At 66.3% G+C, this 19,756-nt stretch carries 19 protein-coding genes and 1 pseudogene; 8 read left to right on the top strand and 12 right to left on the bottom strand.

From position 1 onward, the window contains the following. Window positions 1-38 precede the first annotated feature (38 nt). The 5 genes from ACG10_RS14160 to ACG10_RS14140 all read right to left on the bottom strand — a co-directional run bounded on the left by ACG10_RS14160 (window position 39) and on the right by ACG10_RS14140 (window position 4,790). On the bottom strand, window positions 39-1,166 hold the full coding sequence (locus ACG10_RS14160; protein WP_089168697.1) for a metal-dependent hydrolase: 1,128 nt from the start codon (window positions 1,164-1,166) through the stop codon (window positions 39-41). Window positions 1,167-1,291: 125 nt separating this feature from the next. Further along, the gene (locus ACG10_RS24470; protein WP_232487115.1) at window positions 1,292-1,510 is read right to left on the bottom strand and encodes a hypothetical protein; all 219 of its coding nucleotides are present in this window, start codon (window positions 1,508-1,510) and stop codon (window positions 1,292-1,294) included. Between the two features lie 311 nt (window positions 1,511-1,821). Continuing rightward, window positions 1,822-2,952 (bottom strand): DUF3616 domain-containing protein, encoded by a 1,131-nt coding sequence (locus tag ACG10_RS14150; protein WP_089168695.1) that lies wholly within the window; start codon window positions 2,950-2,952, stop codon window positions 1,822-1,824. A gap of 111 nt (window positions 2,953-3,063) precedes the next feature. After that, on the bottom strand, window positions 3,064-3,690 hold the full coding sequence (locus tag ACG10_RS14145) for a hypothetical protein (RefSeq protein WP_089168694.1): 627 nt from the start codon (window positions 3,688-3,690) through the stop codon (window positions 3,064-3,066). 29 nt (window positions 3,691-3,719) lie between these two features. Continuing rightward, window positions 3,720-4,790: an extracellular catalytic domain type 2 short-chain-length polyhydroxyalkanoate depolymerase gene (locus tag ACG10_RS14140; RefSeq protein ID WP_089168693.1), complete on the bottom strand. Its 1,071-nt coding sequence runs from the start codon at window positions 4,788-4,790 to the stop codon at window positions 3,720-3,722. A 779-nt stretch (window positions 4,791-5,569) separates the two neighbouring features. On the opposite strand from ACG10_RS14140, the gene arfB reads away from it, so the two are divergent. Beyond that, window positions 5,570-5,983: an alternative ribosome rescue aminoacyl-tRNA hydrolase ArfB gene (arfB, locus tag ACG10_RS14135; RefSeq protein ID WP_089168692.1), complete on the top strand. Its 414-nt coding sequence runs from the start codon at window positions 5,570-5,572 to the stop codon at window positions 5,981-5,983. A gap of 37 nt (window positions 5,984-6,020) precedes the next feature. On the opposite strand, the gene ggpS is transcribed toward arfB, so the two are convergent. The 4 genes from ggpS to phhA all read right to left on the bottom strand — a co-directional run bounded on the left by ggpS (window position 6,021) and on the right by phhA (window position 11,027). After that, window positions 6,021-8,273, bottom strand: a complete 2,253-nt coding sequence (gene ggpS, locus ACG10_RS14130; RefSeq protein WP_089168691.1) for a glucosylglycerol-phosphate synthase — start codon at window positions 8,271-8,273, stop codon at window positions 6,021-6,023. An 87-nt stretch (window positions 8,274-8,360) separates the two neighbouring features. Beyond that, the gene (locus tag ACG10_RS14125; RefSeq protein WP_039803031.1) at window positions 8,361-9,650 is read right to left on the bottom strand and encodes an MFS transporter; all 1,290 of its coding nucleotides are present in this window, start codon (window positions 9,648-9,650) and stop codon (window positions 8,361-8,363) included. Window positions 9,651-9,793: 143 nt separating this feature from the next. Next, window positions 9,794-10,150, bottom strand: coding sequence for a 4a-hydroxytetrahydrobiopterin dehydratase (locus ACG10_RS14120; protein WP_039803033.1), 357 nt, complete (start codon window positions 10,148-10,150; stop codon window positions 9,794-9,796). Window positions 10,151-10,241: 91 nt separating this feature from the next. After that, window positions 10,242-11,027 (bottom strand): phenylalanine 4-monooxygenase, encoded by a 786-nt coding sequence (gene phhA / locus ACG10_RS14115; protein ID WP_089168690.1) that lies wholly within the window; start codon window positions 11,025-11,027, stop codon window positions 10,242-10,244. Window positions 11,028-11,528: 501 nt separating this feature from the next. Between phhA and ACG10_RS24910 the strand changes: the two are divergent. Next, a pseudogene (locus tag ACG10_RS24910) lies at window positions 11,529-11,702 on the top strand (TyrR/PhhR family helix-turn-helix DNA-binding protein); the annotation flags it as partial. Between the two features lie 280 nt (window positions 11,703-11,982). Then, on the top strand, window positions 11,983-12,291 hold the full coding sequence (locus tag ACG10_RS14105) for an encapsulin-associated ferritin-like protein (protein ID WP_039803039.1): 309 nt from the start codon (window positions 11,983-11,985) through the stop codon (window positions 12,289-12,291). Window positions 12,292-12,402: 111 nt separating this feature from the next. On the opposite strand, the gene ACG10_RS14100 is transcribed toward ACG10_RS14105, so the two are convergent. Then, window positions 12,403-12,702, bottom strand: a complete 300-nt coding sequence (locus ACG10_RS14100) for a hypothetical protein (protein WP_089168688.1) — start codon at window positions 12,700-12,702, stop codon at window positions 12,403-12,405. A gap of 226 nt (window positions 12,703-12,928) precedes the next feature. Between ACG10_RS14100 and ACG10_RS14095 the strand changes: the two genes are divergently transcribed. From ACG10_RS14095 to ACG10_RS14085, 3 genes are all read left to right on the top strand, one after another. Next, window positions 12,929-13,690, top strand: a complete 762-nt coding sequence (locus ACG10_RS14095) for a hypothetical protein (protein WP_232487114.1) — start codon at window positions 12,929-12,931, stop codon at window positions 13,688-13,690. 164 nt (window positions 13,691-13,854) lie between these two features. Continuing rightward, entirely contained in the window at window positions 13,855-14,268 is a 414-nt protein-coding gene (locus tag ACG10_RS14090; protein ID WP_052264012.1) for a phage holin family protein, read from the top strand. After that, a complete protein-coding gene (locus ACG10_RS14085) occupies window positions 14,265-15,041 on the top strand; it encodes a DUF3618 domain-containing protein (RefSeq protein WP_089168686.1) in 777 nt (258 codons plus the stop codon). Before ACG10_RS14090 ends, ACG10_RS14085 begins: the two co-directional genes overlap by 4 nt. A gap of 7 nt (window positions 15,042-15,048) precedes the next feature. Here the strand turns inward: ACG10_RS14085 and ACG10_RS14080 are convergent, their stop codons facing one another. Beyond that, window positions 15,049-15,600 carry a transposase gene (locus ACG10_RS14080; protein WP_089168265.1) on the bottom strand — a complete coding sequence of 184 codons (552 nt, stop codon included), beginning with the start codon at window positions 15,598-15,600 and terminating at the stop codon, window positions 15,049-15,051. A 29-nt stretch (window positions 15,601-15,629) separates the two neighbouring features. Next, window positions 15,630-16,148 (bottom strand): helix-turn-helix domain-containing protein, encoded by a 519-nt coding sequence (locus ACG10_RS14075; RefSeq protein ID WP_089168266.1) that lies wholly within the window; start codon window positions 16,146-16,148, stop codon window positions 15,630-15,632. A 401-nt stretch (window positions 16,149-16,549) separates the two neighbouring features. Between ACG10_RS14075 and ACG10_RS14065 the strand changes: the two genes are divergently transcribed. Further along, on the top strand, window positions 16,550-17,377 hold the full coding sequence (locus tag ACG10_RS14065; RefSeq protein WP_039803046.1) for an HpcH/HpaI aldolase/citrate lyase family protein: 828 nt from the start codon (window positions 16,550-16,552) through the stop codon (window positions 17,375-17,377). Between the two features lie 289 nt (window positions 17,378-17,666). Further along, window positions 17,667-19,628 carry an acetate--CoA ligase gene (gene acs / locus ACG10_RS14060; RefSeq protein WP_089168685.1) on the top strand — a complete coding sequence of 654 codons (1,962 nt, stop codon included), beginning with the start codon at window positions 17,667-17,669 and terminating at the stop codon, window positions 19,626-19,628. Window positions 19,629-19,756 lie beyond the last annotated feature (128 nt).

Here is a 19,756-nt window from a genome sequence, read left to right as displayed (position 1 = left end):
AAGCGGCCGCAGGCCTTTCCCAGCGAAGCGCCGCGGGATCAGCCCTCGCCGAGACGGGGAGGCGCGCCGGCCGTACCGCCGGCGGCCGGGGAAGGCAATGCCGCAGGGCTCGCGGTGAGCGGCGCCTGCCAGTGCTGCAGCTGGCGGGCCCAGTCCTCCAGGGGGATTCGCGCATCCTGCTGCCAGATGCGCCGCCACAGCAGCCCGAGATGCTCGAGGCGGCCGCGGTTCATCGGCAGCTGCTCCGTTTCGGGCAACAGCTGCCAGCGGCCGTCGTGCTGAGCGGCGAGGGCGAAGCGGAACGGATGGGCGCCGGTCATGCCCAGGCGCAGGTCGGTGACCACCAGCTTGCCGTCGAGTTCGTCGTAGCGCAGCCAGTCGTCGGTGAACCAGCGCAGCCGCGCATGTTGCGGCGAACCCTCCAGCCTGGCTGCCAGGGCGCTGCCGCGGGGCAGGCGGACCAGCTCCGGCGGCCGGCGGTCGAGCCAGCCGACCAGCGCTTCGTGGTAATCCTCGCCGTCGCGCACCAGCACCCGCCAGAGCAGGCTGTTGAAGGGCGTCGGCGTGCTGAACAGCGCCTCGGCGCGGATGCCCTGGCGCTGCAGCTCCGCCGTCACCCGGCTCTCGGCCATCTGCTTGCCGGCCAGGGTCAGACCCAGGTAGAGGCTCGACAGACCCAGCGCCCAGTACTGCCAGCGCAGCCCCCGGCCATGCAGGCGGTAAAGGGCGCCGGCCAGCACCGCGCCGAGCAGCGGCAGGGTGTACAGCGGATCGATGATGAACACGCTCGACCAGACCACCGGCGGCGTGGCCAGCGGCCAGAGCAGCTGGGTGCCGTAGCTGGTCAGGCTGTCCAGCAGCACATGGGTGACCAGCACCAGCCAGAGGGCGAGAAACAGGCGCCCGCCGCCATAGCCCGGATGCGGCCTGAAACGGCGCAGCAGCCAGGCCAGCAGCAGCGAAAGGCCGCTGAGGACGAACAGGGAATGGCTGAAGCCGCGGTGGTGGGTCATGTTGGCCACGGCGTCGCCGTAGTCGATCAGCACGTCGAGATCGGGCAGGGTGCCGAGCAGGGCGCCATAGAGCAACGCCTTGCGTCCCTGCCAGCGCCCGAGCAGCGCGCCCTGCACGCTGGCGCCGAGCACGGCCTGGGTGAGCGAATCCATCGGTGAGTCCCGTAGAGCGGATGAACGATGGATACGGTAGCCGAGGGGGCCGGGCGAATGGAAATCCACGCGTGGACGGGCGATGGCTTCCTGTCGCCCGTCGAGCCATGACGCGACCGGCGGCGTCAGTCTGAAGGGTGAGCGTTCTCCCGCTCCTGTTTGTCGTCCGGCTCCTGGGTTGGCTCGACAATCACCCGCCCATCCGCCGCCGGTGCAGGGGAGATCACGAGAGGAAGGCCGCTGTTCGAAGCCTCCACCGTACCGGCCTCCAGGCAGACCTCGTTCGAGCCTTGCCGGATGATCACCTCGACCGCCTCCTGCATGACCCGCTGGGTGATCGCCATGTCCTGGTAGGCGAGCCTCAGGCTGTGCTTTTCCTGCTCTTCGACGATCCGGGCGAGGGCCGGGTGCGAGGAGTAGCCGATCTCGATCCCCTCCGGAAACGGCAGATAGTCCTCCCGCTCGGCGGGCCAGAGGAGCTTGCCGCAGTAGAGGTAGCTTTCCGCTGCTTCTTCCTCGATTTCCGCGATGGCGCTGCTGTGCCAGGGGCTGAGCAGCAGGCCGCAGGCGATCAGGGCTTTGCTGTACGTGTTGATGATCCGGCCCTCCCGTAGTTCTGGCTTGCGAAATCGGCATCGACAAGCGGGTGGTCTGTCTACAGCTTGAAAACATCTGCCGTAACCGCACTTTTCCCCGACTTGCGCTCTTCGGCGGCCGCGTCGTACACCACCAGCAGCGCACTGGCCTCGCCGCCATCCGGGGCGAACAGGGTCATGCCCTCGGCGTGGTCCACGCCCTCGTCGCAGGGCACTTCCAGGACTCGTTGCAGGGCATCGGCCGGCACCATTGCTTCGTCGTCCGGGCTGCTGCCGCCCGGCCAGCGGAACACGCTGACCGGACCGTCCAGCTCCATGGTCGGCCCGGCGAGGATCAGCAGGTCATCGCCCTGCACGCACAGGTCGCGAATCCCCAAACCGCCGAGCTGGAGGAAATGCTTGCGGTAGAGGCATTCCTTCGGCCCGATGGGCTGCAGCCGCAGGGTGGAGGCCGTGGTGTCGGCGGCGACCGCCACTTCCAGGATGACTGCCCAGCCGCGCAGTACCGGGCCGCGCAGGCCGAGGAAGATCCGTTCGCCGACCACCGCCAGGCCTTCGATGTCGAAGCCGTTGTCCTTGCCGGGAATGGCGAGGAAGGGCCCCAGGTGCTTGTCGTTCTTAAGGGCTGCGGTCAGCTCGTTGCCCTTGTCGTCGCCCTTCAGGCTGGCGGCGAACAGCTCCTGGCCGTCTTGCTTGCTGCGTTTCGCCGGTTCGCAGGCGCCATCGCTGTCCACGAGCGGAATGCGGGCCAACAGGTAGCGGTTGCCGTCGCTGCGGACCTTGGCCAGCTGCTTGCGAGCCTTGTCGGGGTCATCCCCGGGCTTCGGATTCTTGCGCTTCAGGCTGTGTGAGCCCACCAGCCAGAGGTAGCCGCCCGCAGAGGCCAGGCCTTCGATATCGACTTCCTCCAGATCGGCCGGGTCGTCGGGAGGGGGGACCGGCAGGGCGAGATAGTCGTTCAGCGGGAACTGCCGGTGCCGGCCGTAGCGGCAGGCGTCCTGGCCGGCGTCCGCCAGGCGCGTGAGCCGTTCCAGGCTGATCGTCTCGTCGTTCGCCAGCCACAGGTTGTCGCCGATTTGCACTGCGACTGACAGCCCGTCCCGCAGCCTCTTGTCCTTGCCCAGCTCGTTGCGTTCCGGATCGAATTCCAGCGTTGCGACATTCTGCGTTGCGTCAGGCTTCGTGCCCATGGGCAAGCCCTCCGTCGGCCCGGCCAGGCGGGCCCTTGGATTGAATCGGATCGCCTCGCCGGAACGGGCCTGTGCCGCAGTCGGCACGGCTCGTCCGGAGCGGCGGCTCGTTCAGACTCCGCTGTCCTTTTCCGGCTCCGATTGTGCGCTCGGTGTTGCAGGTACTGGCAGCGATGGCTCCGAGGCGGCGGGCGGCAGTGATGCCGAGGCCGCGGTTTCCTCTGCTTGCCGGCTGCTCAGGCTGTCCAGCGTCCTTTGCAGCCAGGCCTTGTAGGCCGACTGGATCTGGCTGAATGTCTCCGCCTGTTCGCTGATGTCGGCCTGGTACTGCCTGACGATGTTGAGGCTGGCTTCCATGCAGGAGGCGAGGACCTGCTGCGGGGTGGAGGCGCCCTGCATGGCTTCGGCGACCTGCTTGCCGGTACCCAGGGTGGTGGTCAGGAAGCGGATGCAGCAGTCATTCTCCCTCTCCTGGGCGGCCAGCTGGATCTCGGTCAGCTCCTGGTAGGCGCTGAACAGGGCCGCGGGCTTCATCCACTGTGCGCTGCCCGGTGCCCAGCCTCTGTGCTGAACGGAGTCCATGATTTGCTGGGCAATCTGGAGGCTGTCCTTGACCGGCGTCATGGCCTCAAACAGGACCCGCACGTTCTGGCCGCTTTCGTTTGCGTAGTCGTTCCAGTGTCTGATCGCCTCGGACAGCTTCGGATCGATCGGGGCATTCGAGGTGACGGCATCCATGGTGTTTCTCCCTTGTGCAGTGGACGGGTTCAGGATCGGGGTTCAGCAAGACGGGTGATCATCTTGTGGATGGCGCGCAACTGGGGAGCGTTGCGGGTGTAGTAGTCCGGGTTCGGATTGCCCGGCGAGCTGTACCCCCAGAAGTCCCAGCAGCCTTCAGGGTTCAGGGGTGTCGTGGTGGAGGGCTGCACCTGCGGGTAGAGCATGATGAGGTCGTTGGCCTCAGCCATCCGGTTGTAGCCGGTCTGGGCGTAATACTTGTCGCCGATGACTTGCGCGCCCTGTTTGCAGCCGTGGAATACCACATGGATGGGGCAGCTCTTGCCGTTCTGGCAGGCAGCCGGGACGTAGGCGTAGGCCGTGTCGCTCATGCTGGTGTAGGCCGAATCGATGAACTCCGACTGGTCGAAGGCGATGACGGTGCTGCCCAGCTGTGCGGCGGGCGGCTTCAGGCCAGGATAGATGTGGTTGAGGATGGTGGCGGATTGTTCGAAGTCGCAGTCGTTGATATAGGGGGGCTGGGTCAGCGCGCAGGCGGCATCCGTGTCGTTGTCGGTCACGAAGGCATGGCCCGCGGCGATGCTCTTGTTGTACTGAATGGACGCTTCCGGCACGCCGACGGACTTGAAGAACTCCCGGGTCTGGTTCACGACCGTGGTCGTGACGGTTTTGTCCCGGCTCCCGCTGAAGATATAGATACGGTCCTCCTGGAGATTCTTCAGCGGATCTATATAGCCGTAGTCGGCCAGCAAGGCCGCATGCTTGACCAGGACCGGCGTATTGGGGCCGGTACTGGCGGTCAGGGGATTCATGCAGGTGGTCGTGGCGTTCTGCACCAAGGTGTTGGCCGCCCAGGACTTCGCGCACAGATAGGGACCGCCGGCGACAATGCCGGCTCCCATCATGATGTCGGAAAACACCATATAGAGTTGCGAGGTCATGAAGGCCCCGGACGAAAGGCCCGATACCGAAGTCTTGTGGATGTCCGCGTCGTAGGCGGGCAGTTTGATGGTTTGCTCTTGGGCGTGGGCCGTGGCGAAGGCCAGCAGGAGTGTCACTGCAAGCCCTGTTCTGATACGGGTTCCGGGTATCTGTTTCATCGTTCCGTGCGAGAGTCTCCCGCCGCTTCGGGCGGGGAGGGATAGCATGGCCGCCTGGGCCCCCTGTACTCGCTGCCTCCTTTCTGGGTGGGGTGCTATCTATCTGGATTGCGGATGGACGCCTTCGCCACGTTTCGGCGAAGACCGTTCGAGTATGGACAAAAGGTGTGACGACGCAAGGTTGCCGCGGGATAGTCGCCTTGGCTTGGGTCGGCACTGGCCCTTGGGGTCAGGCTCGCTTCCGTTCGACTACAGGGGATATCCGCTCAAGGGCGTGCTTCCATGCTGTGGGGTTCGTGTTTATCGCTTTTGACTGGGGGTTGATTGCGGAGCTGTTGACGTGCGACGAGAGTCAGGCGTTGCGTTGCATGGAGACACAGGCTACCGCAAGGCCCCGTTGCGGATCGGAATGAGACGTAGCCGGACTCTGGAATTCATCCTTCACGTAGATCCTCATGCTTGCACTCGATCCGCCATTCATGGCGAAGCAATTGCAAAGACTTGTCCAGGTGCCAAACTTGGAATGATTTAGCACCGAATGTTAGTGGGCATGTAAATACTGATTTCCAGAATAGTGGGGCCTGGAAGAGAACAATTCCGGTAACGCTTGTAGTAACGGTGGTCGGCATTTTTTCCGACCAACGGTGTGGTTGCTGCAAAATATCCCGCAGCGGATGGCGAGTTCGCCTGAGTCCTTCAAGGGTGATACTGCATATCTCAATAACCTGTTTCCGTAGTGGACGGTTATCCTGCTCGCCACTTCCTCGACCGAGCCTGCCATGCTGGAAATCTCCAACACCGTCCATTTGCCCGACGACGAGATCGAGCTGAGCGCGATCCGTGCCCAGGGGGCCGGCGGGCAGAACGTCAACAAGGTGTCCAGCGCGGTGCATCTGCGTTTCGACATCCGCGCCTCGTCCCTGCCGGAGTTCTACAAGGAGCGCCTGCTGGCCCTGCGCGACCAGCGCATCAGCGGCGAGGGCGTCGTCGTGATCAAGGCGCAGCAGTACCGCACCCAGGAGCAGAATCGCGAGGATGCGCGGCAGCGTCTGGCCGAGCTGATCCGCGGCGTGGCGAAGGTGGAGAAGGCGCGCCGCCCGACCAAGCCGACCCGTGGCTCGAAGCAGCGGAGGTTGGAGGGGAAGGCCAAACGCGGGGCGGTCAAGGCCGGGCGGGGCAGGGTGGATTACTGAACGCGCCGGTACTGAGCCGTACCGGCGCTCCTGGCCGTCAGGCGATGGCGCGGATGTCCGTCCGGGGTTCCTCCAGCGCGCCGAGGAACTCGTCGCCCCAGCGGCGGATGTCGTTGAAGGCGACGATGTCGAACAGCTCGCGCAGGCGTGCCCGGGCCTCGCTCTTCGGCATGTTCAGCGCCAGGTTGCACTGGTGCACCAGATCGGCGGTGTCGTGGGGGTTGGTCAGCAGGGCACCCTTGAGTTCGGCGGCGGCGCCGGCGAATTCGGAGAGCACCAGTACGCCGCTGCCGTCCAGCAGGCCCTGGGTGGCGACGAATTCCTTGGCCACCAGGTTGAGGCCGTCGCGCAGCGGGGTGATCCACATGACGTCGGCCATGGCGTACCAGGCCACCACCTCCTCGAACGGCAGGCTGCGGAAGAAGAACTGCACCGGCGTCCAGCCGACCCGCGCGAAGCGGCCGTTGATGCGCCCCACGGCCTGCTCGATCTGTCCCTGCAGCTCGTCGTAGATGGTCATCTCCCGCGCCGCCGGGACGCAGATGCTGGCCAGGGTGACCTTGCCGATCAGCTCGGGGTTGTCCGCCAGCAGCCGCTCGAAGGCCCTGAGCTTCTCCAGCACGCCCTTGGTGTAGTCCAGGCGCTCCACGGCGAGAATCAGGCGCACGCCGTTCAACTCCTGGCGCAATTGCTCCATCTGCTGCTGCACGGACGCGCGGGCCAGGGCGTTGCGCACCCGGTCGAGGTCCAATCCCACCGGATGGGCACCGAGGCGGACCTGGCGCATGCCGGTGTCGATCGCGGTGGTCATGCGCTCCAGGCCGACCGCGCAGCCGTAGGTGATGAAGCGCGGCGCGCAGTTCTGCCGGCCGAGGACCTTCAGCGGCGCCACGCCGCGGGCGACGTCGACGAAGTTCTCCACCTGGCGCGGGATGTGGAAGCCGACGTAGTCGCACTGCAGCAGGCTGCCGACGATCTGCCGGCGCCAGGGCACCACGTTGAAGACGTCCGCCGAGGGAAAGTGGGTGTGGTGGAAGAAGGCCAGCTTGAGATCCGGACGCAGTTCGCGCAGGTAGGCCGGGACCATCCACAGGTTGTAGTCGTGCAGCCAGACGGTGGCGCCTTCGGCGGCCTCCAGCGCGGTGCGCTCGGCGAAGGCGCGGTTGACCCGCAGGAACACCTGCCAGTCGTCTTCGTTGAAGATGGCGCGCTCCCAGAAGGTGTGCAGGGTCGGCCAGAAGGCTTCCTTGGAGAAGCGCTTGTAGAAGGTGTCGATGTCCTGCTTGCAGAGCGGCACGCGGGCGGCGGTCAGGCGCGGATAGCGCTCGGCGTCCACCGTGGTGTGGCTCTCGAAGGCGCCGTGGCCTTCCTCGTGCTCGGCCCAGGCGACCCAGGAGCCCTTGCGGCCGTCGGCGAAGAAGCTGAGCAGGGTGGGAATGATGCCGTTGGGCGAGGTCGGCCGGCGGCGCTGCACCTGGCCGTGCTCGCGGTATTCCTCGTAGGGCAGGCGGTGGTAGACGATGACCAGCTCGGCATGGCCCGGCTCGGTCGCCTGGCGGGTCTCGGCGGCGAAGCCGTGCTCGCCGAGGAAGCCGAAGTGGGAGAAGGCCTGGATGATGCCGCCGCAGCCCGGGCTGTCGGCATGCAGGACGCGGGTGCAGTTGAGGGTGTGGGCGAGCAGGCTTTCCTCCGACTGCCCGACGCAGACCCCCTTGAGGCCGCAGGTCAGCATGCTGAGGTCGTTCAGGGTGTCGCCGGCGACCAGCACCTGCTCGGGATCGAGGCCGAGGTGCTCGACCAGGCACAGCAGGCTGCTGCCCTTGTTCACCCCGCGCGGCAGGAAGTCCAGGTAGCGCCCCGCCGAGTACAGCAGGTCGCAGTCGAGGCGCTCGGCGATGGCCGTGAGGGCCGGGTCGGCGGCCCGTTCCGGGGTGCAGAAGTAGGAGCAGCGGCGCGCCTGGGGCACGTCCTGGCGCTGCAGGTCGGGAAGCTCGGCGAGGGCGCCGGCGATCTGGCTTTCGCCGGGCCAGCGGGCGTCGATGGCGTGCTGCAGCGGCTGGATCGGCTGCAGGGTTTCGCCGTGATAGAGGCTGGCGCCGACGTCGGCGATGATGTAGTCCGGCTGCGGCAGGGTGGGATCGGCCAGCAGCGGCAGGACGGCCTCCAGGCTGCGGCCGGTGACGTAGGCCAGCTGGATGTCGGGGTGGGCGGTGATGGTCTGATAGAGGCTCAGGCGATCCTGCGGATCGCCGGCGAGAAAGGTTCCATCGAGATCGGTGGCAAGTAGCATGCGCTGTCTTCTCTCCAAAGGTGGGGCAAGTTGACGCGCCGACCTGGGCCGACGAGCAGTGGTGTCCGGGCCTCCGTGGCGCCGGAATCAGGTACAGGTTTCCTCCTTGCTGGTTTCCGGTGCCGCCGCGGCGGATCCGGAGGTGGAATCGGCTGTGCTTTCCGGCGCTTCGGGCATCAGTTCGAGCACGGTATGGCTGGTGCGCAGCATCGGGGTGAACTGGGCGTGCGGCTCGCTGAGCAGGTCGCTCACCCGGCGCAGGCGATGGAGGGTGTAGAGCGCCAGCAGGCCGAGCACCGCCGCGCAGTAGAGCGGCAGTCCGCGGGGGCCGAGCAGGTGCATGGCCAGCCCGGCGAGCAGCGGGCCGCAGGCCGAGCCCAGGCCGTTGACCAGCAGGAGACCGCTGGAGCCGGAAAGGATCTCGTCGGGGTGCAGCTGGTCGACCATCCGCGCCACGGCGATGGAATAGATGGAAAAGGCCAGGCCGCCCCAGAGGAAGAAGGCGCCGAGCATCAGCTTGCCGGTGGGCAGCAGGCTGATCGCCAGCGCCACGAGCGCGGCCAGCACCACCACGCAGAGCATCACCTTCGAGCGGTCGTGGCTGTCCGAATAGCGGCCGATGGGCCACTGCAGCACGGCGCCGCCGAGGATGGTCACGCCCATCAGCAGGCCCACCCCGGCGGCATCGAAGCCACTCTGGCTGGCGTACACCGGCGCCAGCCCCCAGAACGCACCGAGGGCGAGGCCGGACAGCCCCGAGGCGGTCACCGACAGCGGGGCGATCCGCACCAGCTGGCGCAGCCGGGTGTCCGGGGTGTCGGGCAGGGTCGGCTGGGCCTGGCGGGTGAGGGTGATGGGCAACAGCGCGGCGCAGATGAGGATGCCGGCGAGGGCGAAGAGCAGGAATTCCAGCGGGCTGGCGAGGTTCAGCAACTGCTGGGCGAGGGCCAGGGCGCCGAGGTTGACCGCCATGTAGACGGCGAACACCCGGCCGCGGCTGTCGCCGCTGACCCGGGCGTTGAGCCAGCTCTCGATGACCATGTAGAGGGTGACCAGGACAATGCCGTAGGCCACCCGCAGCGCCATCCACACCCAGGGGTTGACCAGGATCAGATGCAGCAGCGCGACGATGGCGCCCGAGGCGGCACAGCAGGCAAAGGCACGGATATGCCCGATGCGGCGGATCAGCGGTACCGTCAGCCAGGTGCCGAGCAGGTAGCCGACGAAATAGCCGGACATCAGCAGGCCGAGCAGCCCGGTGGAGTAGCCTTCGGCGACGCCACGCAGGGTCAGCAGGGTGTTGAGCAGTCCGTTGCCGAGCAGGAGCAGTGCGACCCCGCCGAGCAGCGAACCGATGGGAGCAATCTGGGACAACATGCGTCCCACCCTAGGGAAGTTGCCGACGAATGGCAACCCAGAAGCTCCATGGGTGGATCGAATATTGCCTGCAAGTTATTGTTTTAAAAAGAGATATTTTTACCGACGAACGGTCGTTGGCTGTTTCGGGCTGGCGCCAGGGATCAGCCGCGGCCTTCCGTGCCTTTCGCCACCTCGTCGGTACGCGCCGCCATGATGAAGTCGTTGCGGTGCAGACCGCGGATCTTGTGGCTCCACCAGGTCACGGTGACCCTGCCCCATTCGGTGAGCAGCGCCGGATGGTGCCCTTCGGTCTCGGCAAGTGCACCGACCGCGTTGGTGAAGGCCAGGGCCTGGGCGAAGTTGCGAAACAGGAAGACCTTTTCCAGTTGCAGGATGCCGTCGCGGTTTTCCAGATTCCAGTCGGGAATCTGCCCGATCAGCTCGGCAAGTTCTTCTTCCGAGACTTTTGGTGCGTCGGCGCGGCAGGCTTCGCAGTGGGCTTGGGAAAGGGTGGTCATGGGTGGGCTCCGGTGCAAGATCGAGGTCGGGTTCGAGGGTGGAAAACCGCTGCGCGGGTTTTTCACCCTACGTCTGGTCTGCTGTCGGCGTTCAGGCCGCCTTCGGCGGAAACTTCGGCGGATGCAGGCCGAGGCGCATGGCCTGGTGCACCAGCGCCATGATGTCCTGGCGGGCCAGCTCGAACAGGCGCCGGAGGTCCGGCAGCACGAAGTAGAGCGGCTGCAGGATGTCGATGCGGTACGGCGTGCGCATCGCCTCGAGCGGGTCGAAGGGCAGGTGTTCCGGTGCCTCGGACAGGCAGTAGAGGGTTTCCTTCGGCGAGGAGAGGATGCCGCCGCCGTAGATGCGCCGGCCCGCCGGGGTGTCGACCAGGCCGAACTCCACGGTCATCCAGTACAGCCGCGCCAGGTAGACGCGCTCCTCCTTGCTGGCCGCCAGGCCCAGCCGGCCGTAGGTGTGGGTGAAGGCGGCGAACCAGGGGTTGGTCAGCATCGGGCAGTGGCCGAACAGCTCGTGGAAGATGTCCGGCTCCTGCAGGTAGTCCAGCTCCTCCGGCCGGCGGATGAAGGTGGCCACCGGAAACCGGCGGTCGGCAAGCAGTTCGAAAAAGGTCTGGAAGGGGATCAGCGCCGGCACCCGCGCCACCCGCCAGCCGGTGGCGGCCTCGAGCACGCGGTTGATCTCGCCGAGCTGCGGAATGCGCTCGCGCGGCAGGCCGAGCCGCTGGATGCCGTCCAGGTATTCCGCACAGGCGCGTCCCTCGATCAGCGCCAGCTGGCGCTCGATCAGCGTCTGCCAGACGGCATGCTCGGTCTCGTTGTAGTGGATGAAGCCCCGCTCGTCCGGCTGCCGGGCCACATAGGGCGTCGCGGTCATTTCGGTGCCTCCTGCGCTGCTGCGCACGGTTTCCTTCTTATTATCAGGCATAGCGCGAATGGGCCGGGTCTGCACGCTGGCGGCGTCGGGTCCTGCACCGCACGCCTCATTCGGCAAGAAGTTTTTGCCAGTCTCCGAAAGTCGTACAGACTGTCTTGCGGCTGTGGCAATTGGCCGCATAATCTGCCCGGGAAACGGCGCTCGCTGCCTGTCGTCGATCCCTCATCCCGCCGTCCGGATTCCGCCATGCGCATCAAGATTCTCTGCCAGAACCGGGTCGGCCTCCTGCGCGACATTCTCGACCTGCTGCTCGAGTCCGGGGTCGACGTCGTTCGCGGCGAGGTCGGCGGCGAGCAGGGCGAGGCCATCTACCTGGCTTGCCCGGACCTGGTCGACCAGCAGCTGCAGGCGCTGATGCCCAGGCTGAAGGGCATCGGTGGGGTGTCCGAGGTCGAGCCGCTGCCCGGCGAGCGCCGCTGTGGGGACGCCGACGCGCTGCCCGGCGGCTTTTCCCTCGACGGCAGCCTCGGCGAGATCGTCGGTCGCTTCGAAAAGGCCGTGCTGCAGAGGCTGCTTGGCGAATACCCGAGCAGCCGCCTGCTGGCCCGCCGCCTCGGCGTGTCGCACACCACCATCGCCAACAAGCTGCGCCAGCACGGCCTGGGCCGGGAGTAGGGCGAGGCCGTGCCGGCTTGGCGTGACGGGCGCTGGGCGGAGAGGGCCCAAGGCACCTTGGGCTGCGGTTGCTGAGGAGGTGCTTCGGCCGCCAGCCGCGCCTGGCGTGCAACCAAGCGTCTCAAGAGCGGGTCATAAAGATTCTGGCTGCTTGCGCCTCGGTCACGGCTTCGGGCGGCGGCGTTCCCGCAGGCTTCACCCCATGGAGTCGCGACTGCCTTCATCGTCGTCCCAGGCGAACCGAGCGGGTTGCTTCGCCCAAACCCCCAGGAGAATGGTTATGTCCAGCGTCGGTTATCATGAACCCAGCGAAGAACTTTCCGCCGAAACCCGCGACATGCACCGGGCCATCGTTTCGCTGATGGAGGAACTCGAAGCCATCGACTGGTACAACCAGCGGGTCGATGCCTGCCGGGACCCGGAACTCAAGGCCATCCTCGCGCACAACCGCGACGAGGAGAAGGAGCACGCGTCCATGGTGCTGGAGTGGATTCGCCGCAAGGATCCCAAGTTTTCCGGCGAGCTCAAGGCGTATCTCTTCCGCGAAGGGCCGATCAACCACGAGGACGACGCTCAGGCGTCCGGTTGAGCGCGCCCGGCGTGCAGTGGCCGATCGCAGGCCGGCCCCGTCCGGGGACAGGCTCGCGGCCGCCGGAGCCGGGCCTGGCGATCCCCTGCGCCCGGTGCGCCGGGTGAGCGCTCAGTAGTAATAGTTCCCCTTCCCCTGGCTCTCGACTTTGGCTGTCGCCTCTTGCAGCTCCTGCGAGCGCTGCTCGTAGGCTGCGCATTCGTTGGGGAGCGCCTCGGCAGTGTCTTCGGGCTGCATTCTCCGCACTTCCCTGTAGATCTCCCTGGCTTTCTGCGGATCGCTCGCGGTGAGCATGTGCACGTTGGCGGCGAGTTCCCGCGCCTTGACGGAGATCTCATCCGGGGTGCAGGCGAAACTGGACAGGGAAGCCAGCAGGGCGCTGGCTGCGGTGAGTCCGAGCAGGGCTTTCATGGGCTTTCCCTCCGTTCGACGGGTTTTTCGGTGGATTGCCAACGTGTCGAAAAAGTTCAGAAGACGGCGCCGATCGCCGTCGAGCCGGAGTTCATCGTTTCGCTCGAACTCCGCTGGAAAGGGCCGGTCACCTGATAGGAGGGACGCACGTTAAGAAGGCTGTTTTTCCGACATTGCACCACCTCCTGCGCGGGACACGGGATCGGTGGCTTGCAGAGAAATCGAGGTGGACAAGATCATGCCCAGACCTACTGAGCGCACTCCACGATCCAACGGCCGCAAAGGCTTTCCGGCAGGCAATGTTTTCCAGGAGCTGCCTGAGGAGGCAGTCGATTCGCAGCGCAGCGAAGCCAAGCGGCAGGGCAGAAGCAGGGACCCTCTGGAAACCTATACCCAAACTGCTGCGGATGAGCTGGAAAAGATTGCCGAGGGGGCCCGCGCGGCGGCCTGCGAGCTCGAGGAACAGGACGAGCCGACGCTGTCGACCTATGTGCTGGACGCCGCCGATCACCTGTTCAAATTCGCCGATCAGCTGCGCGGCAAGAGTGCCGAGCAGCTGTTCCACGAGGCTGACCGCCTGGCCAGGGACAACCCGGCGTTGTTTCTCGCCGGCAGCGTTGCCGTCGGCTTCGGCCTGACCCGTTTTGCCCGCGCTTCCGGGCGCCGCTCCCTGCAGTCCGCCCGTCCGGCGGAAGGCGGACTGTTCCGGCCGGCCTCCGGCAGCGCCCTCGACCAGGCAGGACCCGGGCTTGGGCCGAGCGCTGGCCAGGCCGCCCCGGACCTCACCGGGACCACGGTTGCCGCCACGCAGGGCGGCACCGTCAGCACCGCCAAAACCCCCGGCAGAACCACCCAGCCGTTGTCGCCCGGCGACATCGGCCAAGGCAGCCAGGGGATGACCGGCACCGCGCAGGCAGGCGCCCATGAAAGCGCAGGTCCGGCCAGCCAACAAAACGACAAAGGCCCGAACGGAGGAACGAAGCGATGAGCGAATCGACCGGCAACCGGAGCTACCCGCCGAGCCAGGCCAGACCCGACGACATGACCACGCCCGAGACATCCCGGCCGGAAACCGTCCGGCCTGAGACGGCGCAAGCCAGGCCCGCACGGCCCGAGGCGATACGGCCGGACCCGGTGCAGCCCAGTGCCACCATTCATCCCCATACCGCCCGCACCGAGGCCGAGGCGGGCGGCAACAGTATCCTGGGCCTGCTTGGCCAGCTGGGCCGGGAGCTGCCCTCGCTGGTGACCAAGGAGCTGGCCCTGGCCAAGGTCGAGATCAGCGAATCGATCAACGCCACCAAGGCCGGCATCATGTCCCTGGCCGGCGGCGGCGCGGTGCTGCTGGCCGGCTTCATCATTCTCCTGCAGGCGGCGGTCTACGCCCTGAGCCAGGTGATGGACGCCTGGCTGGCGGCGCTGATCGTCGGTGTGATCGTGATGGCGGTCGGCTATGTGATGGTCCAGGGCGGCAAGAAGAGGTTCGCCCCGTCCTCGCTCAAGCCGTCGCGCACGCTGCACAGCCTGCAGAAAGACAAAGCCGCCATCCGGGAGGCAACCCCATGAGCACGCAGAGCAGAATCGACCTTGAAGCGCAGAAGGGACCGGAAACCCTGGAGCGGGAAATCGACCAGCAGCGCGCGGAAATCAGCAACATCGTGCATGCCCTGGAAAACCAGCTGTCCCCCGGCGAGTTGCTGGACAAGGTGCTGGGCTATAGCAAGGGACATGGCGGTGAGTTCATGTCCAACCTGTCCAGCACGGTCGCCGCCAATCCGCTGCCGACCGTGCTGACCTCGGTCGGGCTGCTGTGGCTTATGGCCAGCCAGCGGCGCACGTCGACGCGTCTGGTCCATGCCGGCGAGGAAGGGATGGAGCCGGGCGCTCCTTCCCTGACGGAGAAAGCCAGGCAGCGGGCCGCCGGCCTTCGTGAGAAGGCCGGGCATCTGGGCGAGGAGGTGAGCGACACGCTGGGCTCGGCACGGCAGCACCTGAGCGACTCCAGCCAGCATGTCGCCGAATCCTTGCGCCATCGGGCACAGCAGGCACGGGGCGGCTTCGACACCCTGATGCACGAGCAGCCCCTGGTGCTGGGGGCGCTCGGCATCGCGGTCGGGGCGCTGGTCGCCGGCGTGCTGCCGACCACCCGCCAGGAGGATGAACTGCTCGGCGAGGCCAGCGACCAGCTGACCGACACGCTCAAGGTCAAGGTTGAGGAGGGGCGCGAGGCAGCCACCGAGCTGGGCCTGGAAATGGCCGACCGGCTGCGCGAGCGGGTCGCCACGTCTCACTCCGGGACAGGGCCGCAGCAGCCCGGGTTGAGTGGTGGAGCTGTCTAGTGCAGTTTCAACCAACATCCTGTTCAAGTGGCGGGAGCTGTTCACAACCGTAATAGGTGCAGACTCGCTCCATCACCTCAGCGCTGGTCAGCGGGCGTTCGGGTTCATGGATCGCCCGCTTGCCATGCACCCAGCGGGGCTCGATCCGGTTCAGCCAGGGGCTCTTGCTCGGCAGGCGGCAGGTTACGATCCGTACGCCACCCTCGGCCCTGGCCCGGCGGTTGTGCGCCCCGATCCAGGCCCGCACCCGGTGGCTGATATGCCAGCTGGCGTTGTCCCAGATCATCAGCAGCGCCTTCTTCCCCTCGCTCGCCAGGCGCTCGCAGACCCACTCCAGGAAGTCCTCGGTCACCTGGCTGACCGGGCGGCCCTTGACGAAACGCAGCAGCATCTGCCCCGTGTCGGCGCGCAGCAGGCCATAGCAGCTCAGCGCCTTGGGTCCGGCATCCTGCGGATCCACCGACAACTGCTGCAGGCGCAGGGCCTGACCCGCGCTCCAGGCCTTCAGGGATGGGCGCGCAAAACGACTCCACCAGACCTCGTCCTGAAAACCCAGCACCCAGTCCGGGTGCGTTGTGGCCAGTTCGATCAGCCAGTCGCGTCGCTTTTTTTGCGCGCATAGTGGGGATCCGGGCTGGTAATCCAGGTCTTGGCCCGCTTCCAGCCCACGCCCAGGCGTATCAGCGTCTGGCGGATCGACTCATAGCTCAGTTGCCGTTCGGTCAGCCCCTGCTCGAAGGCCACCTCGGCGGCCAGGCTCAAGGTCCACAAGCGGGTGGGCTTGCCGAAATCGCGGGGGCTGCGGTGCAGCAAAGAGCGCAAGCGCTCGGCCTGCGTGCCCGCAAGCAAGGGACGGACACGTTTGGGCCGATGCGACTTCTCCGTCAGGCAAGACACCCCCTCGGCGGCAAAGGCCCGCAGGGTGTTGCGTACGGTTTGCGTGGCGCAGCCGAACAGAGCGGCAATTTCCGTGGCGGTCTTGCCGTCAGCGCTGGCCAGCAGGATCTGGCAGCGCCGCAGCGTGAAGGCTTCCCGGGCACGCAAGCCAACCTGCAGGGCCTGCCGTTCCTCGGTAGTCAAAGGGCGAACGAATAGAGGTGCTTTCATGGGGCATAGCATCGCCTGATGCCATAATTTCCACAACTTCATCTATGAAACTGCACTAGGCCGGAAATTTCCGCGTGACGGTGGCCGACTGTTAGACCTTGGTGCAATCCCGTGCCCAGCGGACTGTCGGGTATAAAGGAAAGGTCCTGGATCAGGAGATTCGATCCAAGTGTTTTGTTTGCATTCCTAGTGGAATGATGGGCGGGCGACCTCGGGTCGCCCTCTTTTTTTGTCCGCTTCCGCCACATCTCTCCGTCGCCTCGCGACTTCCCTCCTTCCCGTTTCGCCGATATCCCGCCGCCGAGCTTGCGATGCGCGGGATGGCGCGCTTTGATCGTCCGGCGCGATCCCGGCTTCGGGCATCATGCATTTCCCATAACGAGAACAAGCGAGAGACCTCCATGCATCCAGCCCCCATCCGTTCCGCCCTGTTCGTCCCGGCCAGCCGTCCGGAGCGCATTCCCAAGGCGCTGGCCAGCGGTGCCGACGCGGTCATCGTCGATCTCGAGGATGCGGTCGAGGAAGACCTCAAGGCCGAAGCCCGCGCCAGTCTGGACGCCTTTCTGAGCGACCACCCGCAGGCCCGCCTGCTGGTGCGCATCAATGCCCCGGTCCATCCCCAGCAGGCCGCGGATCTGGAGCTGTGCCGCCGCCAGCCGGGCATTCTCGGCGTGGTGCTGCCCAAGGTGGAGAGCGCGGTGCAGATCAGCCTGGTAGCGGCGGCCGGCAAGCCGGTGTGGCCGGCCGTGGAGAGCGCCGCGGGGGTGAATGCCCTGCCGGCGATCGCCCGCGTTCCGGGCGTCGAGCGGCTGACCTATGGCGGCCTCGACCTGGGACTGGATCTGGGACTGGCCGCCGGCAGCGAGGGCGGCGAGCGGATCATGGATCAGGTGCGCTACGCGCTGCTGCTGCAGTCGCGCACTGCTCGCCTGGCGCCGCCGCTGGAAACCATCTTCCCGGCCATCCAGGACCTCGCCGGACTGGCCCGGCGCGCGCGCCAGGCCTGCGACATGGGCTTCGGCGGCCTGCTGTGCATCCATCCGGGTCAGGTCGCCGTGGTCCACGAGGCCTTCATGCCCGGCGCCGAGGAGCTGGCCTGGGCCCGGCGGGTCATGATGGCCGCGGCTTCCGGCGAGGGGGTGTTCGTGGTCGACGGGCAGATGGTCGACGCCCCGGTCGTGGGCCGGGCCCGACGCCTGCTGGAGCGGGCCGGCCAGGCGCCGGCCTGAGCGCCTGTGGACGGTGGCTTTGCCTGGGGAGGCAGGCGATGGATCGGCTTCGCGCCGATCCACCTGCGGCCCGGCACCGCATATGCTTTTCTTGGGAAGTTCGAAGGCCCGTTTCCCGCGGGCTGGAAGAGTGGCCTTGTCCGGCCCCGGTAGCTTCTTTTGGTCAATTTGCGTTAAGACCATTGTCGAATTTTGAGGCTACTGTCAAGAAGCTAGAAGAAGCTACTGTCAAGAAGCTAGAAGTTGCAGCCAATAAAAATAATTTTGTTTTTCGCGAGGAAAACTCCTTATGTGCGCCGCTTCCCTGTACCCGGTACGTCCTGAAGTTGCAGCCCAATCCTTTACCGACGAGGCCTCCTACAAGGCCATGTATCAGCAGTCGGTGATCAACCCCGATGGCTTCTGGCGCGAGCAGGCCAGGCGTCTGGACTGGATCAAGCCGTTCACCAAGGTCAAGCAGACTTCCTTCGACGACCACCATGTCGATATCAAGTGGTTCGCCGATGGCACCCTCAACGCCTCCTACAACTGCCTGGACCGTCACCTCGAAGCGCGTGGCGATCAGCTGGCGATCATCTGGGAAGGCGACGATCCGTCCGAGCAGCGCCTGATCACCTACCGCGAACTGCACGAGGAAGTCTGCAAGTTCGCCAATGCTCTGCGCGGCCAGGACGTTCATCGCGGCGACGTGGTGACCATCTACATGCCGATGATTCCGGAGGCTGTGGTGGCCATGCTGGCCTGTGCCCGCATCGGCGCGATCCATTCGGTGGTGTTCGGCGGCTTCTCTCCGGATGCACTGGCCGGGCGCATCGCCGACTGCAAGTCCAAGGTGGTGATCACCACCGACGAGGGGCTGCGCGGCGGCAAGAGGGTTCCGCTGAAGGCCAACGTCGACGAGGCGCTGACCAATCCGGATACCTACAGCGTCAACAAGGTGATCGTCTGCAGGCGCACCGGCGGCGGCATCAAGTGGCACTCGCATCGCGACATCTGGTACGAGGACCTGATAAAGGTGGCCGGCAGCGTCTGCGCACCGAAGGAAATGGGCGCCGAGGAGCCGCTGTTCCTCCTCTATACCTCGGGCTCCACCGGCAAGCCGAAGGGCGTGGTGCACACCACCGGTGGCTACCTGCTGTACGCCTCGCTGACCCATGAGCGGGTGTTCGACTACCGTCCGGGCGAAGTCTACTGGTGCACTGCCGATGTGGGCTGGGTCACCGGCCACAGCTACATCGTCTATGGTCCGCTGGCCAACGGCGCCACCACGCTGCTGTTCGAGGGCGTCCCCAACTACCCGGACGTGACCCGCATTTCCAAGGTCATCGACAAGCACAAGGTGAACGTCCTCTATACCGCGCCGACCGCCATCCGCGCCATGATGGCCCAAGGCAAGGCGGCGGTGGAAGGCGCCGATGGCTCCAGCCTGCGCCTGCTCGGCTCGGTGGGCGAGCCGATCAACCCGGAAGCCTGGCAGTGGTACTACGAGAACATCGGCCAGAAGCGCTGCCCGATCGTCGACACCTGGTGGCAGACCGAAACCGGCGGCATCCTGATCAGCCCGCTGCCGGGGGCCACCGCGCTCAAGCCGGGCTCGGCGACCCGTCCGTTCTTCGGCGTGCAGCCGGCGCTGGTGGACAACCTGGGCAACCTGATCGAAGGGGCGGCCGAAGGCAACCTGGTGATCATCGACTCTTGGCCGGGTCAGGCGCGCAGCCTGTACGGCGACCATGACCGCTTCGTCGACACCTACTTCAAGACCTTCAAGGGCATGTACTTCACCGGCGACGGCGCTCGCCGCGACGAGGACGGCTACTACTGGATCACCGGTCGCGTCGACGACGTGCTGAACGTTTCCGGCCACCGCATGGGCACCGCCGAGATCGAGAGTGCCATGGTCGCCCATCCGCAGGTCGCCGAGGCGGCGGTGGTCGGTATCCCGCACGACATCAAGGGGCAGGGCATCTACGTCTACGTCACCCTGAACGACGGGGTGCCGGCTTCCGAGGCGCTGCGTCAGGAGCTGAAGGCCTGGATTCGCCGTGAAATCGGCCCGATCGCCACACCGGACGTGATCCAGTGGGCGCCCGGCCTGCCGAAGACCCGCTCGGGCAAGATCATGCGCCGCATCCTGCGCAAGATCTCCGTCGGCGAGTACGACGGCCTGGGCGATATCTCCACCCTGGCCGATCCGTCGGTGGTGCAGCAGCTGGTCGACATCCATCGCGACATGCGGGCCGCCTGCGCCTGACCGGCCACGCCCGCTCCAGCGACGCCCCGCCCCGGCTCCCATCGCGGCGGGGCGTTCGATTTTCGGGCGGTACAGGGCGGGCAGGGTCGCGCGGTCGTTCGCCCGGTCCTGCTAGAATGCCGCTCGTC

Source organism: Azotobacter chroococcum (genome assembly GCF_002220155.1).
In the GTDB taxonomy this organism is placed as follows: domain Bacteria; phylum Pseudomonadota; class Gammaproteobacteria; order Pseudomonadales; family Pseudomonadaceae; genus Azotobacter; species Azotobacter chroococcum.
This window is presented reverse-complemented; position numbering and strand designations above follow the sequence as displayed.